This window comes from Enterococcus sp. AZ196 (assembly GCF_050498845.1).
GTDB lineage: Bacteria > Bacillota > Bacilli > Lactobacillales > Enterococcaceae > Enterococcus_A > Enterococcus_A murrayae.
Genome location: NZ_JBIPAM010000002.1, coordinates 818957 through 835552, shown reverse-complemented (window position 1 = coordinate 835552; position 16596 = coordinate 818957). Strand labels below are relative to the sequence as shown.

General features: G+C 41.3%; 17 protein-coding genes. 2 read left to right on the top strand and 15 right to left on the bottom strand.

From position 1 onward, the window contains the following. Positions 1-92: 92 nt before the first annotated feature. Together IGI67_RS21655 and IGI67_RS21650 are read right to left on the bottom strand one after the other, a co-directional pair. On the bottom strand, positions 93-491 hold the full coding sequence (locus IGI67_RS21655; protein ID WP_429959236.1) for an FMN-binding protein: 399 nt from the start codon (positions 489-491) through the stop codon (positions 93-95). Continuing rightward, the gene (locus tag IGI67_RS21650) at positions 492-935 is read right to left on the bottom strand and encodes a MerR family transcriptional regulator (RefSeq protein ID WP_429959235.1); all 444 of its coding nucleotides are present in this window, start codon (positions 933-935) and stop codon (positions 492-494) included. Positions 936-1043: 108 nt separating this feature from the next. Here IGI67_RS21650 and IGI67_RS21645 point away from each other — a divergent pair, with 108 nt between their 5' ends. After that, positions 1044-1601 carry a GNAT family N-acetyltransferase gene (locus IGI67_RS21645; RefSeq protein WP_429959234.1) on the top strand — a complete coding sequence of 186 codons (558 nt, stop codon included), beginning with the start codon at positions 1044-1046 and terminating at the stop codon, positions 1599-1601. A gap of 34 nt (positions 1602-1635) precedes the next feature. Then, positions 1636-2268 (top strand): pentapeptide repeat-containing protein, encoded by a 633-nt coding sequence (locus tag IGI67_RS21640; protein ID WP_429959233.1) that lies wholly within the window; start codon positions 1636-1638, stop codon positions 2266-2268. Between the two features lie 60 nt (positions 2269-2328). Here the strand turns inward: IGI67_RS21640 and IGI67_RS21635 are convergent, their stop codons facing one another. The 13 genes from IGI67_RS21635 to IGI67_RS21575 form a co-directional block, all read right to left on the bottom strand. Beyond that, positions 2329-2937, bottom strand: coding sequence for a hypothetical protein (locus IGI67_RS21635; protein ID WP_429959232.1), 609 nt, complete (start codon positions 2935-2937; stop codon positions 2329-2331). A gap of 158 nt (positions 2938-3095) precedes the next feature. Beyond that, positions 3096-3521 carry a transcriptional regulator Spx gene (gene spx / locus IGI67_RS21630; protein ID WP_207108730.1) on the bottom strand — a complete coding sequence of 142 codons (426 nt, stop codon included), beginning with the start codon at positions 3519-3521 and terminating at the stop codon, positions 3096-3098. 572 nt (positions 3522-4093) lie between these two features. Beyond that, positions 4094-4963, bottom strand: coding sequence for an ROK family protein (locus tag IGI67_RS21625; RefSeq protein WP_429959231.1), 870 nt, complete (start codon positions 4961-4963; stop codon positions 4094-4096). A 358-nt stretch (positions 4964-5321) separates the two neighbouring features. Further along, complete coding sequence (locus IGI67_RS21620) at positions 5322-6032, bottom strand: GntR family transcriptional regulator (protein WP_429959230.1); 711 nt, start codon at positions 6030-6032, stop codon at positions 5322-5324. A 174-nt stretch (positions 6033-6206) separates the two neighbouring features. Then, positions 6207-6518 carry a PTS lactose/cellobiose transporter subunit IIA gene (locus tag IGI67_RS21615; protein WP_429959229.1) on the bottom strand — a complete coding sequence of 104 codons (312 nt, stop codon included), beginning with the start codon at positions 6516-6518 and terminating at the stop codon, positions 6207-6209. Between the two features lie 12 nt (positions 6519-6530). Further along, the gene (locus IGI67_RS21610; RefSeq protein WP_207108726.1) at positions 6531-6845 is read right to left on the bottom strand and encodes a PTS sugar transporter subunit IIB; all 315 of its coding nucleotides are present in this window, start codon (positions 6843-6845) and stop codon (positions 6531-6533) included. Positions 6846-6861: 16 nt separating this feature from the next. After that, positions 6862-8289, bottom strand: coding sequence for a glycoside hydrolase family 1 protein (locus IGI67_RS21605; RefSeq protein ID WP_429959228.1), 1428 nt, complete (start codon positions 8287-8289; stop codon positions 6862-6864). A 3-nt stretch (positions 8290-8292) separates the two neighbouring features. Continuing rightward, complete coding sequence (locus IGI67_RS21600) at positions 8293-9159, bottom strand: ROK family protein (RefSeq protein WP_429959227.1); 867 nt, start codon at positions 9157-9159, stop codon at positions 8293-8295. Positions 9160-9370: 211 nt separating this feature from the next. Continuing rightward, positions 9371-11602, bottom strand: coding sequence for an alpha-galactosidase (locus tag IGI67_RS21595; RefSeq protein WP_429959226.1), 2232 nt, complete (start codon positions 11600-11602; stop codon positions 9371-9373). Next, entirely contained in the window at positions 11599-12057 is a 459-nt protein-coding gene (locus IGI67_RS21590) for a hypothetical protein (protein ID WP_429959225.1), read from the bottom strand. The genes IGI67_RS21595 and IGI67_RS21590 overlap by 4 nt, the downstream gene beginning before the upstream one ends. A 50-nt stretch (positions 12058-12107) precedes the next feature. Next, complete coding sequence (locus IGI67_RS21585; protein ID WP_207108491.1) at positions 12108-13397, bottom strand: PTS sugar transporter subunit IIC; 1290 nt, start codon at positions 13395-13397, stop codon at positions 12108-12110. 102 nt (positions 13398-13499) lie between these two features. Then, positions 13500-14540, bottom strand: coding sequence for a LacI family DNA-binding transcriptional regulator (locus tag IGI67_RS21580; protein WP_429959224.1), 1041 nt, complete (start codon positions 14538-14540; stop codon positions 13500-13502). A 245-nt stretch (positions 14541-14785) separates the two neighbouring features. Next, positions 14786-16333 carry a C39 family peptidase gene (locus IGI67_RS21575; RefSeq protein ID WP_429959223.1) on the bottom strand — a complete coding sequence of 516 codons (1548 nt, stop codon included), beginning with the start codon at positions 16331-16333 and terminating at the stop codon, positions 14786-14788. Positions 16334-16596: the final 263 nt, after the last annotated feature.

Sequence of the window (16596 nt, the reverse complement as noted above, 5' to 3'; positions counted from 1 at the left end):
GAAACGCCCCTATTACCATCAATTATGATGGTGATAAGGGCGTTTCACTTTTTATTTGTGCTGTATTGATGCTTCATGATGGTACGCTTTTTTTAATCCGCCTGCAACGCTTTTTCAACCGCTTTTTGAATCACCTTGCTCGAGTTAGTCGCACCAGAAACTGCATCGACACCGATTTTTTGCTCTTCCAGAATTTGAGCTGGAATATCATCAGCATTCTCGCCACGATCATTCGTATGCGCAAGCATTTTTATTGAACGAAACTGATGGTCCTTGATCTCTACCTCTACTTTGGCAAAAATGAAGTCGACATTGTGCTGTCCGATGTATTTTCCATCTTTGATCGTAGACAGATCAGGCTCGTTGATTTGGATTTCTTGGACTGCTTTTTTGTAATTCGTAAAACGATTGTAATAATAAATACCATATCCGCCTGCTAATACTAGTGCGATTAACCCAATTATCAGCAAGGTCCGCCCCTTCTTTTTCATTTATTTATCCGCCTTTGCATTTAGTTGATTGATTTGGTCAAATAGCTCATTGATCTGTTGCTCAAGTGTTAATTGATTCACTTTATACAGCTCATGATTGTCAAATAAGGGGGTAAGCTCTTCAATGATTGCGACGATTTGCTGCAGCATGTCAATCCGATCTTTCATATCAGTCAAATTCCATCTTAATACCTCATTGGCAGTATCATTGCAGGCTTGTCCCTCTGGTTCATTATATAATGATGTCAGTATTTTAATATCCTCCAATGAAAAGCCGGCATATTTCAATACAACGAGATTTTTCATGATCAGCAGGTCCTCTTCATCATAAAAACGATAGCCATTTTCTAAACGCTTCGTTGGTAAAATCCCTGTCTTATCATAATAACGCAAGGCAACCGGAGACACAAAAGTCTTCTCGGCGAATTCTTTGATCGTCCACATCTAGCTCCCTCCTTTTTTTCCATCTTAACATTCAACTTAAGGTGAAGGTCAAGCTCGGATCGTGTTACACTATCAGCAAATAATTAAATAGAAGAAAGGAACCTGTTTATGGAAGAAATCAAACTGATCCGTCCCCAGAAGCTCCATGAAGCCGCCGTCCTTGACTATAAGGAGGAATATTTTTCTAATGGCGAAAACGATTTGCACGGTTCTTCCCTACTGACAGAAATGGCGAGCTATGACGCCTGGCTGGCTCATTTAGCCAAGCAAGCAGATTCTGCGACGGTAAGCTCTGATTGGGTAGCAGCGACGACATTTCTGGCTGTTCGTCAAAGGGATCAAAAAATCATTGGAATGATCGACATTCGTCATTATTTGAATGATTTTCTGCGAGAATTTGGTGGACACATCGGCTTTAGCGTTCGACCAACTGAACGGAAAAAGGGCTATGCGACGGCGATTCTGCGTTTGGGCTTGGATTATTGTAAAACCCTTGGGTTGGAAAGAGTTATGCTGGGTTGCTATAAAGAAAATAGTGCCTCTGCAAGCACGATAATCAAAAATGGCGGGATTTTAACCAAAGAGTTTTCCCATGAAGCGGGAAAAAAGTTCAGCTTTATTGGATCGATTTGTCATAGTTTCTCTTTCTTAGTGATGCTAAAATAGAGATAAGAATACCGTTGAGAGAGGATGCGATACAATGACAAATGGATTAAAGAATCATGATTACTCGTTTCGCAAGCTGCAAAATGCTAATTTTCACGACATGACCTTTGAGAACGTGGATTTTTCGAATGCTGATTTAACTGGGGCAAATTTTGACAATTGCCTATGCCGTGAGTGTGATTTTTCGGGAGCGATCTTACAGAATGCTTCGCTTAAGGGAACTGATTTTCAAGGCTCCTGCTTGCGGGAAGCGGATATTTCTGGTGCCAACCTGTTTTTTGCGATGCTGGAGCACGCGGATTTGACCGATATCATCCATGACGATCAGACACAGTATTTTGATCTTTATTGCCCGGCGGAAGGCCCCTTGATCGGCTATAAAAAGTGCTTTGACTATCGGATCGTCCAATTATTGATCCCGTCAGACGCCCGCAGAACTTCTGCAACAAATACCTGCTGCCGCTGTGATAAGGCAAAAGTATTGAGTATTAAGGATATGTACACGAATGAAGATTACGACGAGGCGGTGTCATATGTCGACAGCGATTTTGTTTATCGGGTTGGCGACTATGTAACAGCCGAAAATTTCAATCCGAATCGCTGGGCGGATTCCACCGGCGGGATTCATTTTTGGCTGACGCGCAAAGAAGCTGAGGGATATATGTAAAACGCAACGCCCCCGCCATTGCATTTAATGGCGGGGGCGTCATTCGTATGTATCAACGATTCATTCTTTTTTATTACGACTCATTTTTTCTTGGAAATAATCAAGTGTCAGGCCTTTGATATCCGTTAAACGCAAAATTTCCTTCAAGGATTCGTATTCCTCATACAGCTCCTTCTTCTCCTCATCCAGCTCATAGTCGGTGACGATTCCTGACATGCTCGGCGCATTGAACATTTTGGCCGCGATCACTCGGTGGACCCCATCATTTTGCAGGATATAGCAGTCATCCTCTTTATAATAATTGAACCTGAGTAAAGAGGAGCCTTCAAGATTAAAATCATCGGAATAAAACGCCTGTTGAAAAGCCAGACCATTTTTCTTCAAGGAGGTTAAGTTTTCATTGATCTTTCCGGCGTCTCTTCCTTCGGGCAGCTCTTTCATGAAAAGATCATAGACTGATTTCTCCTCGACCGCCCAATCCGCTTTTACCCCGATGATTTTTTTTATTGGAATCTTTTTGCAGGGATGTTCACTATTTTCTATTTTATTGTAATAATTTTCCACGTGGGAATCCTGGAAAAAATTTCTTTTTTGCGACTGGATATGCCCCAGACTAATCCCTGCCTCCAGCATTCGTTCAATTGCTCTTTTTTCAAAATCTATCGTCATTATAAACCCCTCCCGACACGAACACCAACCTTCCTTTTCTAGAACGCTTCGTAGAAAAAGACCAGCCGCGATTCATTCATTTAAGGAGTACGTACTGCCTTAAAAGCTGAAACCGATGTTCTGCATAGTCGCTTGTGCTTTCTGCTTTTTCTAGCTATTTATCCAACATTTTGTTTTTCCAAGTCCATATACAATAGAACCTCGGTCAATTTCTTTGATGTTGCTTTACGCACTTCTCGCGGAATAAACTGATGGATATCCTCTTCGTTGTAGCCGATCTGCATTTTGGTTTTGCTCAAGATGATTGGACGTCTGACCAAGCCGGGGTTTTCTTCAATTAGAGTGACCAGCTCATTAAAGGATAACTCTTCAAAATCCAACGCTAATTTGTCGTATACCTTTGATCGGGTAGAAATGATCTCTTCTGTTCCCGTTTCAGTCATTGAAAGAATTTCTTTGATCTCTTCTTTGGTCAAAGGCTCATTCATAATATTTCGTTCTTCAAATGCCAATCCTTGATCCTTTAACCAAGCCTTCGCTTTTCTACATGATGCGCAGCTTGCTGAACTATATAATTTAATCATTTTTTTTACACCCTTCTATAAAATCATTTTTTAAAATATGCTCTGTTATTCTACAAATATTACGATACAGCACCTATCATCCTTTGTTAATCTGATTTTTAAAAAGTGTTCAAAAAAGGTATTTAAAAAAGTGCAAAAATCTCTTTTTTTATAACTTAGAATAATTTTCTTAATACTATCTATTGGTGGTAAAGTTGACTGGTTACACTCATCACATGATGATGACACCCATATAGACACCGCATTTAATAACAGCTAGTCAGTTGATCCAGCCCTCCTTTTCTTCGCGAATCATTTATTTCCACGAGAAGTAAAAATATGATTATTTAACAATTATTCTTCACTATCATTATTGCTATATCTTTTTACAGCCGCCTAATCAAAAAAAATGAGCTGATCAATCCCCCGTTATCGAGGTCTTTGATCACACTCATTTTGATTTAAATAGATAGCCTGCTGTCTTTTCTCCCTTAAATTGCTGGTTGAGATATATTACCAGTCAAATCGTGGGCTCAAAGGGATGCCCTCACCATTTGTCTTAGTAGCATTCTTTTCTAAAATACCTTATCATTTTAGCTTTCGGCAAATTCTGTCACAAATTGATAGACTGCACCTATTAGATTCGCCTCATCCAAAAAGCGGCAGCTCATAATTTCCGCAGTAAGATCCTGCGCTTTCTGGGCGCTTAGCAGTTGCTTGACTTCTTGATCAAGACGTTCAACAACACCTGGCCGCCTTGATATTCCTCCGCCGATCAGCAGGCGATCCACGTCTAAACTAACCAGCACGTTGTAAGCTCCGATCGCTAAAGTGGCATAAAATTGGTCCACATATTTCTTTGCCAACGCTTCATTCTCTGAATCAAATAAATGAACCGCATCGTAGTCCTCACCCGTTCCTTTTTCAAGAGAATAGCTTTTAGCTAGGTTGACTGGACTCGTTAATTCGCTGAACGTTTGGCGCTTTTCGTTTAATATCATATAGCCAAATTCCCCGCCGAACAAATGCGGCCCGGCGTATAATTTTCTATCTAGGACAATCGCGCCTCCGACCCCTGAGCCGATAATAAGAAAGGCACTATTTGATACGGTCGAGGCATTGCCCTTCCAGACTTCAGCTAGAGCGGCACAATTGGCATCGTTTTGAATAGCGACGCGCAACCCAAAAAGTGCTTCTAGTTCTTTCCTGATTTCAAATCGATGGATATAGTCAATCGCGCTTAAGCCATAGATGATTCCCGCTTTTGTATCCACCGATCCAGGAGAACTGATCGCTACTCCTGAAAAGTCTAGGCTGGACTTGTTTATTTCAGACATAAACTGTGCCTTCATGCCCTCCCAGCTCGCTGGCGTCGGCTGACTTCTCTTATTTACAAGCGTGTCTCCGTCCCATTCGGCATACTTGATTGACGAACCGCCGATATCAATAACAAAAAGATTCATACAGTTTTACCTCTCCTTTATTGAAAAAAGTATGAGAACTATGCCCATCCTTCTTAAAAATTCTCTATTATGGTCAACGTTTAAAAAAGCCGTCAAGTGATTCTGCAACGAAAAACAATGACGATCATTCGCCTCAACGAATAGATAGATTTCGCAGCTTAAGTAATCGATTACATTCCTATCATAGCACGACATACGACTGATATCTACACTTTTAAATAAAAAGTATAGATTTTTACAGAATATAGTTTGTACTATATAAAAAATTATCACCCATCCATCGTTTTGCAAAAAAAGAACTCCGCGATCAAGCAGCGTAGACAGCTTAATCACAGAGTTTTTTCCATTTTCGACATCCTTATTTAGTTAATACCAATTCTGCTTTAAAGTAATTATAGTGATGCGTTGTCGTTGAATATTCAAAGGCGGCGCCGCTGGACAAATAGCCTACCTGCTCTGCAATCCCCACAGGCTCATGAGGCTGCATCTGCAGCTCAGCCGCTTCGGCTTCCGTCGCCCCTCTCACCGTAATGATTCGGTGAGCGCTTTGGATGACCAGCCCCAGCTCACTTTCGATATAATCATAAATCGATTGCTTTACATGCTTTAGCTTCAAATTCATGATCAGATTAATAGGCATATAGGTTTCCTCAATCGCATTAGGAATACCATCTACATAGCGGACACGGTAGATAAAATAAACAAAGTCATCTTCGGAAATATTCAATTTGTCCTGAATTTTTTCATCTGGCTGGATGACGGAAAAATTTAAAACTTTACTAGTGACCTCATTTTGAGGATGCTCTGCGGTTTTTCCTCTGAACTGATTGGTGAGAGAGACCCGCTTCAGCTCTGTCGTTGACAGATCCTTGATGAATGTCCCAGCCCCTCGTCGTTTAATGATCAAGCCTTCCGCTACAAGAATGTCCAGCGCTTGCTTTACTGTCATTTTGCTGGCATCGTATTCGACGCCCAGCTCCTTTTCTGAGGGCAGCTTATCGTTGGCTTTAAATGTTCCATCAACGATTTTATTTTTAATATCATTTGAAATATGTATATACTTTTTCAACGCAAAAACCTCCTCTTGTCTTCATTATTATAGCGCAGACGCTCTTGCTTGGTCTATACTAATAACTCAGAATAGTCTAATGCTTAGCTGATATAGATGCATACTTTCACAGAAAAAAACGAGACATAAATCCCAAAGATTCATCCCTCGTTTTTATCAAAAAGGCCATTTTTACTATCCGATTCGTTTGTAGATATCTACAATTTCCTTAGCCAAATCAGTGAAGGCAATCGATGTCATCAAGTGATCCTGGCTATGAACAGCTAGAAGAGTCACTTCCATATTGTTGCCTTGCGCTTCTTGAGTAAGTAGTCCTGTTTGCGCATGATGTGCTTCTACTAATGCATTTTCTGCTGCGGTAATTTTCTCTTCTGCTTCTGAAAAATCTGACTGTTTTGCCGCTTGGATTGCTTCCACTGCATCACTTTTTGCGTTTCCCGCGTGAACGATCAAGCCCATGATCGCTTCTAAATTTTGTTGTTCCATCGAATGTCCTCCTTATAGACCCATCAGCTTTTTCGCTTCTTGCAAGACCTTCTGACCATTCATCATTCCGTAGTCAGCCATATCGATGACAGATACTGGAATTCCCTTGTCCGCAACCTTATCTTCAAATTGCTTCAGCATAAAGCGGACTTGCGGTCCTAATAATAAAACATCCACGTCCTTTTCAGCTAAAATGCCATTGGCTTCTGTCGCAGAAACAGCGAAGATATCTGCCTCAAAGTTTTCTTCCTTCGCGGCTGTTTCCATCTTTGTAACCAATAAACTAGTACTCATCCCTGCTGAACAAACTAACATAATTGTTTTCATGATCGATTTCCTCCTATTATTTGTTTAATTGATCCACTAATTTTTCTGTTAACTCAACTTCACTTGTATCGGCGACATTTTTAAACCAGTAACCGGATTTCTTGATGGTTTTTATTTGTGTTCTGATATCGGTCGAAATAAAACCATAGCGATTGCGGTACGCATTTTTCCATGACCAGCAATCGATTGGGGTCCATAGATGGTAGCCGAAGCAGTTAGAGCCCTCTTCCATCCCTCTATGCAGCCAATAAAGATGCTCCTGAATAAACTGGATGCGGTAATCGTCCTCAATCATCCCTTGTTTATTTAAATAGCGCTCTTCTCGTGAAACGCCCATCCCGTTTTCTGACACAAACCATTCAATATTATTGTAATTATCACGAATATTGACCGCGATATCATAGATAGCTTTCGGATAAATTTCCCAGCCTTTATCGACATTCATTCGTCTTCCCGGCATTTGGTATTCTTCAAAATATTTTTCTGGCAGCCAATCTACCGCTAAACTATTTGGAGAAACCTCTGGTGCTTTCACACGATGAGGATGATAGAAATTCACGCCTAAATAATCGATTGGATTGTTTTTGATGATTTCTAGCTCTTCTTCGCTGGTCTCCCAGAGCACTCCGTCTTCTGCCAGCCTCTCTGTTAATTTCGCTGGAAAGGCTCCTAGAGTTGACGCGTTCATATACAATTGATTCAGCCATAAATCCGCGAACTCAGCCGCTGCTAAATCCGCCGCATTTTGACTTGCTGGATAAGCAGGAGTCAAGTTCAGGATGATCCCGATCCGACCTGCTTCGTTTTGGTTCACCTTTTTGAAGCAAGCGATCGCTTTAGACGAAGCCAGCTGAATATTGTAGGCTACCTGAACAGCTTTTTTTCCATCTACTAGATTCGGATAATGGAATTGATGCAGGTACTCACCTTCGACAACTACCATTGGTTCATTGAAGGTAAACCAGTCCGTCACACGATCGCTAAACAATTTGAAGCACTGCTCCGCAAATTTGACGAACAGCTCAACCACATGCTTGGATTCCCAGCCGCCATATTTATGATAGAGCTCCACCGGTAAATCAAAGTGATGCAAGTTGATTACTGGCTTGATCCCATTTTTAATAAACTCATCGATCACATCATTGTAAAATGCCACATTTTTTTCATTCAATGTAGCGGTTTCAAAATCATCAATCAACCGCGTCCACTGGATCGATGTCCGAACGGAATTTAAGCCGATCTCCTTCATCAGACGAATGTCCTCTTTATAGTCATTGTAAAAATTGGACGCAAGATTCGGTCCTACCTGATCGTAAAACGCTTCTGGTTCAATATCGTACCAGTGGTCAAACATGTTGGCATGCTTCTTGTTGAACCGTCCTTCTGATTGAGGGCCTGATGTTGCGGCTCCCCACCAAAAATCGGTTGGAAATTTAATATGCATTGATTATTCTCCTCCTAAAACTTTTTTCGCTAATGCCAATCCGCCGATGATTCCCGCTCGATTATTCAACTCGCTGTGAACAATAAAGCTCTCTAAATCCGCGACAGGCATATACTCATTCATCACTTGCAAATAATAATTCCGAATGAAGGGAAACAGCTGTTTCTGATGCATGACTCCGCCGCCTAAAACAATTACCTCAGGAGCAAAGGACAGCGCATAGTTCACACAGCTCTCAGCAAGATAATAAGCGACCGTATCCCAAACAGCAGCCTCTGGACCAATCTCTGTACCCTTGATCCCCGTCCTTTTATAAATCGCTGGACCTGATACTAATCCTTCCAGGCAATCGTCATGGTAAGGACAGACACCTTCAAAGGAATCGCCGGATCTTCTGGCAATCGAAATATGCCCAATCTCTAAGTGCTTTTTTCCCGGTAAAATCTCATTATTAAGAATCACTCCGCCGCCTACGCCAGTCCCAACTGTCAGATAAACAGAATTTTTGGTCTGTCTCGCCGCACCATACGCCATTTCGCCAAATGCAGCAGCATTTACATCTGTGGTCCAATAAATAGGTACAGCCAATTTTTTTAGCGCACCCAAAAAGTCAAAATTTTTCCACCCTGACTTAGGGGTGTTGGTAATGTACCCATATGTTTCAGAGTGACGATCCACATCGATCGGACCAAAGGAACCTACCCCGATCGCCTGTACTGGATGAGCAGTGAAAAACTGTATGATGGCCTCTACATTGCGTGTAGGGTCACCAGTCTCAATGATTTCCTCGTCAATGATTTCGGTTACATTATTTTCATCCGCTATAGCACAGATTATTTTCGTTCCGCCTGCCTCAATGGCTCCTAACATCTCATCCCCTCCAATTCACCTATATTATATATACTGAACTACCAAATGTCTATACTTTTATTTATAAAAAATCAGTCATACTTAAAAAGATCAGATAAAAACCAGGCAAAGGCCATAATTTTAACCTTCATGAAAGTAATCACGAAGGTTAAAATTATTGAATGGGCTTTTCCACTATCACTGAACAGGCACTTTTCCTCAGAACCGCTGCCTACAATTCTTGCAATTCATAAACAAATGACTGGTAGTCCCCCGCCACTTGTGCGATCTCCCCATTGACACTATTAAACTGATACGGTTTTCGAATCCCTATTTTTTTCAAAATATTTCCAGATATATTTTCTCCATTGAGGCTGTAGCGTTTATTTTCCCGGACAAAAGGCACCTTGATGAATTCTCGGTTGCTGCTGTTTGCTTCTGTTAGGATTCGAAAGAAACAAACGAGTCCCTCTCTGCTCTCTTCGTCAAAAACTGCCCAGCCATATTCATTTGGCTGATCAATAACTTCCGTTAACTGATAGAATCTGCCAAAGGTTAAAAGTGATTGGTATTTTTTATAGAACAAAATATCTGTTTTTATTTGCTCTAATTCGTTTTTAGAGAGCTCAAACAAATTCAGCTCATAGCCTAATGGTCCAAACATCGCTACATTCGTTCGCATTTCTAGCGATGTTTGGCGCCGTACCTGATGATTAGGCGCAGCTGAAACATGGTTGCTAAACGAAGACAATGGGTAGCCCAATAGCGTTCCTGATTGGATGGCTAGACGCTCGATCGGATCGCTGTCATCACTCGGCCAAATCTGTGGACTATAAAAAAGAATCCCTAAATCATATCGCCCGCCTCCGCCTGCACAGCCTTCGATCAAAATATCTGGAAAATCAGATAAAATCTTTTCGTACAAACGATAAACCCCTAAGATATAGCGATGAAAAAATTCAGTCTGATTCACTTGATTGTCTGCCAGATACGCAGAATAGGCTTGGGTGATATTTCGATTCATGTCCCATTTGATGTAATCCAAATCAGTTGATGAAATAATCTTTTTCATTTGCTCGTAGATATTCTCAACAACTGCCGGATTAGAAAAATCAAGCACATACTGTCCGCGACCAATCGCTATCCGCGAAGAATCTGTATGTCTCACTACCCACTCTGGATGTTTGGTATACAATTCACTCGTCGGAGAAACCATCTCCGGTTCAAACCAAAGACCAAACTGCAGGCCCAGCTCATGAATGTCATTGCCAAAAGCAGCGATCCCCTTGGGAAATTTTCTAGGATCTTCAAACCAGTCACCAAGCGAGACTCGATCATTATCCCGTTGACCAAACCAGCCATCATCCAAAACAAAACAATCTATGCCGATTTTCTTGCCTTCCATAGCCAAAGCCAGCAGCTTTTTATGGTCAAAATCAAAATAAGTGGCCTCCCAATTATTTAAAACGACTGGTCTGTTCCGGCGATACCACTTTGGATGAATGACATGCTTCTCGGCAAACGCACTTGTTTCAGCCATTAATCCGTTGAGACCTTCACTCGTATAGTGCAAAAGCATTTCTGGTGTTTCGAAGGTGGCATTCTGCTCTAACTCCCAAGAAAAACACTCTGGATGAATCCCCAGCATCATGCGGAGATTATTCCATTCATCTACCTCGGTCTGAGCCAAAAAATTGCCAGAATAGATAAGATTCGCAGCATAGACCTCTCCCTGTTGATTATCAGAACCCTTCGGCAGCAAAGCTACGAATGGGTTGTGCTGGTGACTGGACGCTCCTTTTAAGGAACCAACGCTGACTGTTCCTTGAGTCAACGAATGGCGCTTTATATGCCTTTCCTTCAGCCATGCACCTGAAAGATGTAAAAACTCAAAGTTTTGATTTTTCATATCCAACGCACCACTTAAAAAACGCAGAAGCTTTCGTTTCTTTTCCCCTAAATTTGTCAGCTTCTGACCGCGAGCGATAGTCCCGCAATTTTTAAACAAAGAATACGTAACCTCTAATCTCAATTGATTAAATGGATCCTCTAAGCAAAAGGTAATGCTTTCCACCTGTCCATCCTCTGCAAAAGAAGCAGGAACCGCTAAATTTCTCGGCTTCTCCTTTTTAATAGTATGAGAAATATACTGAAAATCTAAATATAGACTGTCATCGCCTTCAGCCACCTTTAACGTTCCCTCTTTGAAATCAGAGGTCCCGTAAATGGGAACTTCTTGATACTGATCATGCAGGCTGAAATTAGGAATCGTTTGACTGAATTTGACTGTCCCTGCTGATTTGCTTTCTGTTGATGTCAGATAACGGACGTCTTCACTGGTGATCGTTCCAAGCTTTTTTCCAAAGTAAGCATGTCCTAAATGGCCGTTGGGAAGAATATGGATCACATAACTGATTTTTTCATTATAGAGATGAAACATCTCTTTATTTAGAACCTCGATCACTGGACATCCCCCGCTTTTTCATTACATTGACTCTCTAAATAAGCCATGCGTTTTTTTATTCCTCTGTTATAAAAGAATTTATAGGCCACTGCCAGAAAAAAGAAACTATACTGGTTTCTCAGCTGATGAAATACATTTTTCTCGGAATAAATCACTTGCGTTTTAGAATAGGACAGCTCATTAAGCACGTATCGCTGAACAATTCCCCCCTTAATATAGGTAGTAGTCAATTCAATTTCGTTTTCACTGAGCTTCGAAAGTTGAATTGAGGCGGGAATATTCGTTGTTCCAAGCTTTGACGGCATCGTTCGCGTGATTTCCGCCCCTTCAATGAAGGCTTCTCCTAAAAAACCATTTGAATGAAAATATTGTTCCTGCTCCTTAAAAATGACCTCATGTACTTTTTTTATATTCACGTTCATTTGATAGTTGTAACTCAGTGTATCTACTCTCATTGCTTGTGCCCTTTCTCAACTAATTGACGAAACTCTCAATCAGCTCTTATTTATTCAACAGATAGTTGCTCTTTTTCTTCTTTCAGATATTCTCTGTCCATCACAACTAGAAACGGTACCCAAATAAGAACCATTACCGCTAAGGTTACCACCTGTAAAATAGCACCGGCGATTGACCCTGTACCTATCCAACCGGAAAGAAAGACTGGCGTTGTCCATACCACTGTGGCACCAATCGGCCGCGGAACAAGCCCCACGTAAATAGCGAGATAGGAAATAGTTGTAGAGGCTAAGGGCGCCAATATCCATGGAATGAATGCGATCGGATTCATCACGATCGGCAAACCAAAAGTCATCGGTTCAGATACATTAAATATCGAAGGAGCGATGATTGTCTTCATCAGCTTTTTCATTCTAATAGAGCGGGCAATAAAGAAGGCCATAGTAATGGAAATGCCTAGCTGCAGACCTTGATTCACAAAGACGCCCATAAATGTTGTATTGATAATATGAGGAAGCTCAGTAGCTCCCGCCTTATAGGCTTCATAGTTTTCAATCGCTAAAGCATTCATGATTGGATCGATTACAGCGTTCACGACCAATGTTCCATGGATCCCAAACCACCAGAAAAACTGCATACAGAAGACAGCGATCAACACCGCAGGTAAAGTCCCACCGAGTCCCATTAACGGCTGTTGAAGAATCTGATAAACAAAATCAACTGCATTTCCCCACTTAGTAAAAGTAAATAGATAGCGAATAATATTGAAAATAAACAAGGGAACTGCTCCTGGAATGATCGCGACGAAGGATTGAGCAATCATCGGCGGTACAGAGTCCGGCATTTTGATCGTGATACCAGCAGCGCTGATTTTTGAGTAGATGATCGTTGCGATCATTGCGGTAACGATACCGACAAACATCCCTTCTGCACCCAATTTAGAGATTGGAATGACCGTACCCAGTTTGTCTTGATTGCTGAAGGGCAGCAGCATTAGAAAAGAAGACAAGGAAATGGCTCCCGCAAATAATTTTGGCTGTCCAAATTTATCAGCTAGCTGATAGCCGATACCAAAAACAATGAAGAGGGTCCCGACACTCATCGTGGCGTTGCCTACTGGGCCAAAAAAGTCGTTTAGGAACACATTTACCCCTTCTGGTAATTTGTCAGCAAAGCCAAAGGTCGTTGGAAAATTTTGAATAATGATCATGATCGAAGCGAACATAGTCGCAGGAAATGCCACCATGAATCCGTCACGCAGACTTAGTAAAAACTTATTGTCAGCAATGATTTGTGCTATGGGAACTATTTTTTCAGCCATTTTGTCTAAAAACTTCATTTAAAACACTCCTTAATTTTTTTGCAAACGTTTACTGTTTTTAGTATAATTGTTTAGTTAACGTTTACACAAGTCATAAAATAAAAAAAGTTTGAAACAATATCAAACTTCTTCATTCTTAATGTCATTTACAGAGTCACGCAGAATCAGCTCGCTGGAGCAAACGACGCGAACAGGCATCGCTCTGACATTCAGTAATTTTCCTCTTACTAATTCTACCCCGATCTTGCCTACTTCTTCAGAATTTAATCGAACAGTGGATAATGAGGGCGTCATGTATTGAGCCATCTCGATGTCGTCAAAACTAATAATCGAAATGTCTTCTGGAATGGACAAGCCAGCATTGATCACCGCTTTATAAACGCCCACAGCCATTGGATCACTGGCCACTACAATGGCTGTAGGTCTAGGGTTCATATTCATTATTTGGGTTCCTAACTCTAGTCCCGCCCCAGGGGACCACTCCCCTTGCAACACCGTGGTGTAGTTATCTAAATGATTCAAAACCATCCACTGCCGATAATTTTCTGATCGAATTTCTTCCTTGTAGTAAACAACTTCTCCATGTATGTCTACCCTGCTTCCCAGCCCGCCAATGAATGCGATATTCTCATGTCCTTTACTTTTTAACAGATCCAGTATTTCATGAGTCTTTTGTGCAAAATCTGTCTGGACGCAATCAAAACCAGCATATTCAGAGTAAGAATCGATCAAAACGATATTAGAATTGATCTTTCGAATTTCTTCGAGTGCCTCCAAAGTCATCTCGCCAATGACCACTACCGCGCCATACTTGCTCAGCTGAAAAATATCCTTTTCTTTGTCACGCATAGAAAAAGCTCGAAAGGTTTTTAAACGCCATTTTTTAGCCTCTGACTCTACCCCTTTTCGAATAAACATAAAGTATGGATCGCTTTTCTCATTATCCGCTTGATGTCGTGTAATGAGTGCAATGGTGTTTTTATCTCCCACGTCGCGATTTTTTCTATTTTGATTTTTCGAGTAATTCAAGCTGGTCGCAATTTCAATTACACGCTTGCGGGTATTCTCATTAATACTAAATGTTTCATCATTATTTAATATTCTGGAAACACTTGCAGCTGAAACCCCAGCTAATTTTGCTATATCTCTAATACTGGCCATATCAATTACACCTACCTATTTACTGTTTACTAAACTCTTCCTCCTTAGAGTAAAGACACATGAATGAAATGTCAAATCGATCTATGCTTTTCGAACATTTCAACTCATCCTCATAAAAAGGAGCAAAACTCCTAATTAGCCAGTCCTCCAACTTCCCAACAAAAAAAGCCCCTCAATAGACCACCAAACGGCTATCAACCGCTTCGTCTATCAAGGAGAGCTTTTTTAGTATTATTTGTGTTTTCCTATCTCACTACCACCGCAGATTTTCTCAGATTGTAGCTAGCTTCAAATTTACTAGCAGAGACCCAATACTTCCCTTTCGCTGGATCAGAGATATGATACGTATTATTATTTTGGTTAAATCCATCCAATGTTACAACATGGGCATTGTCGATCCCTGTTCCCCACCAATATTTCCCGTACCGAGGAGCCGCATAATCTCCAGTCACATAAACCACGACAGGGTTGCCTTTACGCAATTCGTCCTTCAGCGTCTCTACAGATACTCCAGAAATATCTGCTACCTTCGCGTACTTATTTCCCCAATTAGCTAGCGGTTTTGCATAAATAGAATGGTAAATGTTTGAGACTACTTTATCCGGTTTGCCGGAAAAACCGTTATTAGGATTATTATTGGGCGACATCGGCATTTCCTTGATAAAGCTCTTCAAGTTGTAGTTTTTTGCATAGCCTTTTTGCTGCAGCGCTTGTAAGAGCGAGGCCGCTTCACATCCCATTGGGAAGCCGGCACTATATTGATTGATGAATGGTGCATTTAACAAAATATATGAAGCGACTGTTTGTGACCCGCCGGCAGTATACCAAGCGATCCCTTCATTGCGCCAGCCTCTTTTGACTAAATCATTCCGTTCACTAACCAGCATCGTATAATGATGGGAGCCTGCTCCTCGTGCATTTGGGTTGAACACCCGATACATCGCCTGTCCTGTCTTCGGGGTTTTCCAGGCAATTCCTTCATAACGCCAGCCATGTTTTTTCAGATTGTCTCGCTCTTTGGCATTCAATGTGTAAAAATGCTCGCCTGAATTCGGATTATATAGGCGGTACAATTGATTTCCTGTCCCATCTACGTACATGCTGATGCCTTCGTTGCGCCAACCAAGGCGAACGAGGTAGTCCCGTTCTCCAGCATTCATCGTGTGCAGATGCTCGCCTGAATTTGGATTGTAAACGCGATATATGGCAATTTTAGCTGCTTTCGCTGTAACGGAGGCTCTGGCAGCCGCCGAAGATTGCGTTGTTGCTTTTGTTGAAGAAGCAGTTGTCTGCTTTTCTGCTGGTGTACTTGCTTGAACATCAACCTTTTCCTTCGAAGTGGTTGCTGCGCTTTCGGAGCTTGTTGTAGTTTCTGATTGCTGCGTCTCAACTGTAGCTTCTGTTTGCGATTCCTCTGTGACAGCTTCCGTGGCTTCCTCACCATTTTTTGTATCAGCAGCTGCCTCTTCTGCTTGCCCCTCTAGCAGCTGCTCTGTTTGAGGAACAGCTACTTCATCAGAAACAGCCTGAGCTCCTGACTTCGCTTCAGCATTATCGACTACATTTGAGTCCGGCTCATTTTCCTCAACAGCCTCCGTCGTTTTCAACTCGACAGCTGGATCACTTGATGATGGTTGAAGTTCTTCACTCACCTGCTGAACTTGTGCTGCTTCGGACTCATCCGCATGGACGACTGTTTTATCTGATGCTAAACCAACGACTCCTAGAAAAACGATCGGAGCTACTACCCAAATTTTCCCCTTTTTGTACATTTTATACCGTTTCTTTTCCATCCTTTGTCCTCCTATAATAATAAAAGCAACAGCCAATTATTTCTAAATCGCATCAACAGTAATATAGGTGCATCATATCAAATAAATACTCATTTTCAAACAAAAAAATTTGACCAAATGATTATTTCAAGCCGAATCCAATAATAATTGAATGACTCTGTCGAATTTTTAACAAATAACCTTATTTCCCATCTAAACTGTTCCTTTCTGCTCACCACTATAAATTTAAATCCACTCTATAATTTTTCCGCCAAACCTAGTAC

What these genes read in the sequence shown, in the direction of transcription:
- IGI67_RS21655 (WP_429959236.1), bottom strand. Translation starts at nt 491, where the DNA reads ATGAAAAAGAAGGGGCGGACCTTGCTGATAATTGGGTTAATCGCACTA.
- IGI67_RS21650 (WP_429959235.1), bottom strand. Translation starts at nt 935, where the DNA reads ATGTGGACGATCAAAGAATTCGCCGAGAAGACTTTTGTGTCTCCGGTT.
- IGI67_RS21645 (WP_429959234.1), top strand. Translation starts at nt 1,044, where the DNA reads ATGGAAGAAATCAAACTGATCCGTCCCCAGAAGCTCCATGAAGCCGCC.
- IGI67_RS21640 (WP_429959233.1), top strand. Translation starts at nt 1,636, where the DNA reads ATGACAAATGGATTAAAGAATCATGATTACTCGTTTCGCAAGCTGCAA.
- IGI67_RS21635 (WP_429959232.1), bottom strand. Translation starts at nt 2,937, where the DNA reads ATGACGATAGATTTTGAAAAAAGAGCAATTGAACGAATGCTGGAGGCA.
- spx (WP_207108730.1), bottom strand. Translation starts at nt 3,521, where the DNA reads ATGATTAAATTATATAGTTCAGCAAGCTGCGCATCATGTAGAAAAGCG.
- IGI67_RS21625 (WP_429959231.1), bottom strand. Translation starts at nt 4,963, where the DNA reads ATGAATCTTTTTGTTATTGATATCGGCGGTTCGTCAATCAAGTATGCC.
- IGI67_RS21615 (WP_429959229.1), bottom strand. Translation starts at nt 6,518, where the DNA reads ATGGAACAACAAAATTTAGAAGCGATCATGGGCTTGATCGTTCACGCG.
- IGI67_RS21610 (WP_207108726.1), bottom strand. Translation starts at nt 6,845, where the DNA reads ATGAAAACAATTATGTTAGTTTGTTCAGCAGGGATGAGTACTAGTTTA.
- IGI67_RS21605 (WP_429959228.1), bottom strand. Translation starts at nt 8,289, where the DNA reads ATGCATATTAAATTTCCAACCGATTTTTGGTGGGGAGCCGCAACATCA.
- IGI67_RS21600 (WP_429959227.1), bottom strand. Translation starts at nt 9,159, where the DNA reads ATGTTAGGAGCCATTGAGGCAGGCGGAACGAAAATAATCTGTGCTATA.
- IGI67_RS21590 (WP_429959225.1), bottom strand. Translation starts at nt 12,057, where the DNA reads ATGAGAGTAGATACACTGAGTTACAACTATCAAATGAACGTGAATATA.
- IGI67_RS21585 (WP_207108491.1), bottom strand. Translation starts at nt 13,397, where the DNA reads ATGAAGTTTTTAGACAAAATGGCTGAAAAAATAGTTCCCATAGCACAA.
- IGI67_RS21580 (WP_429959224.1), bottom strand. Translation starts at nt 14,540, where the DNA reads ATGGCCAGTATTAGAGATATAGCAAAATTAGCTGGGGTTTCAGCTGCA.
- IGI67_RS21575 (WP_429959223.1), bottom strand. Translation starts at nt 16,333, where the DNA reads ATGGAAAAGAAACGGTATAAAATGTACAAAAAGGGGAAAATTTGGGTA.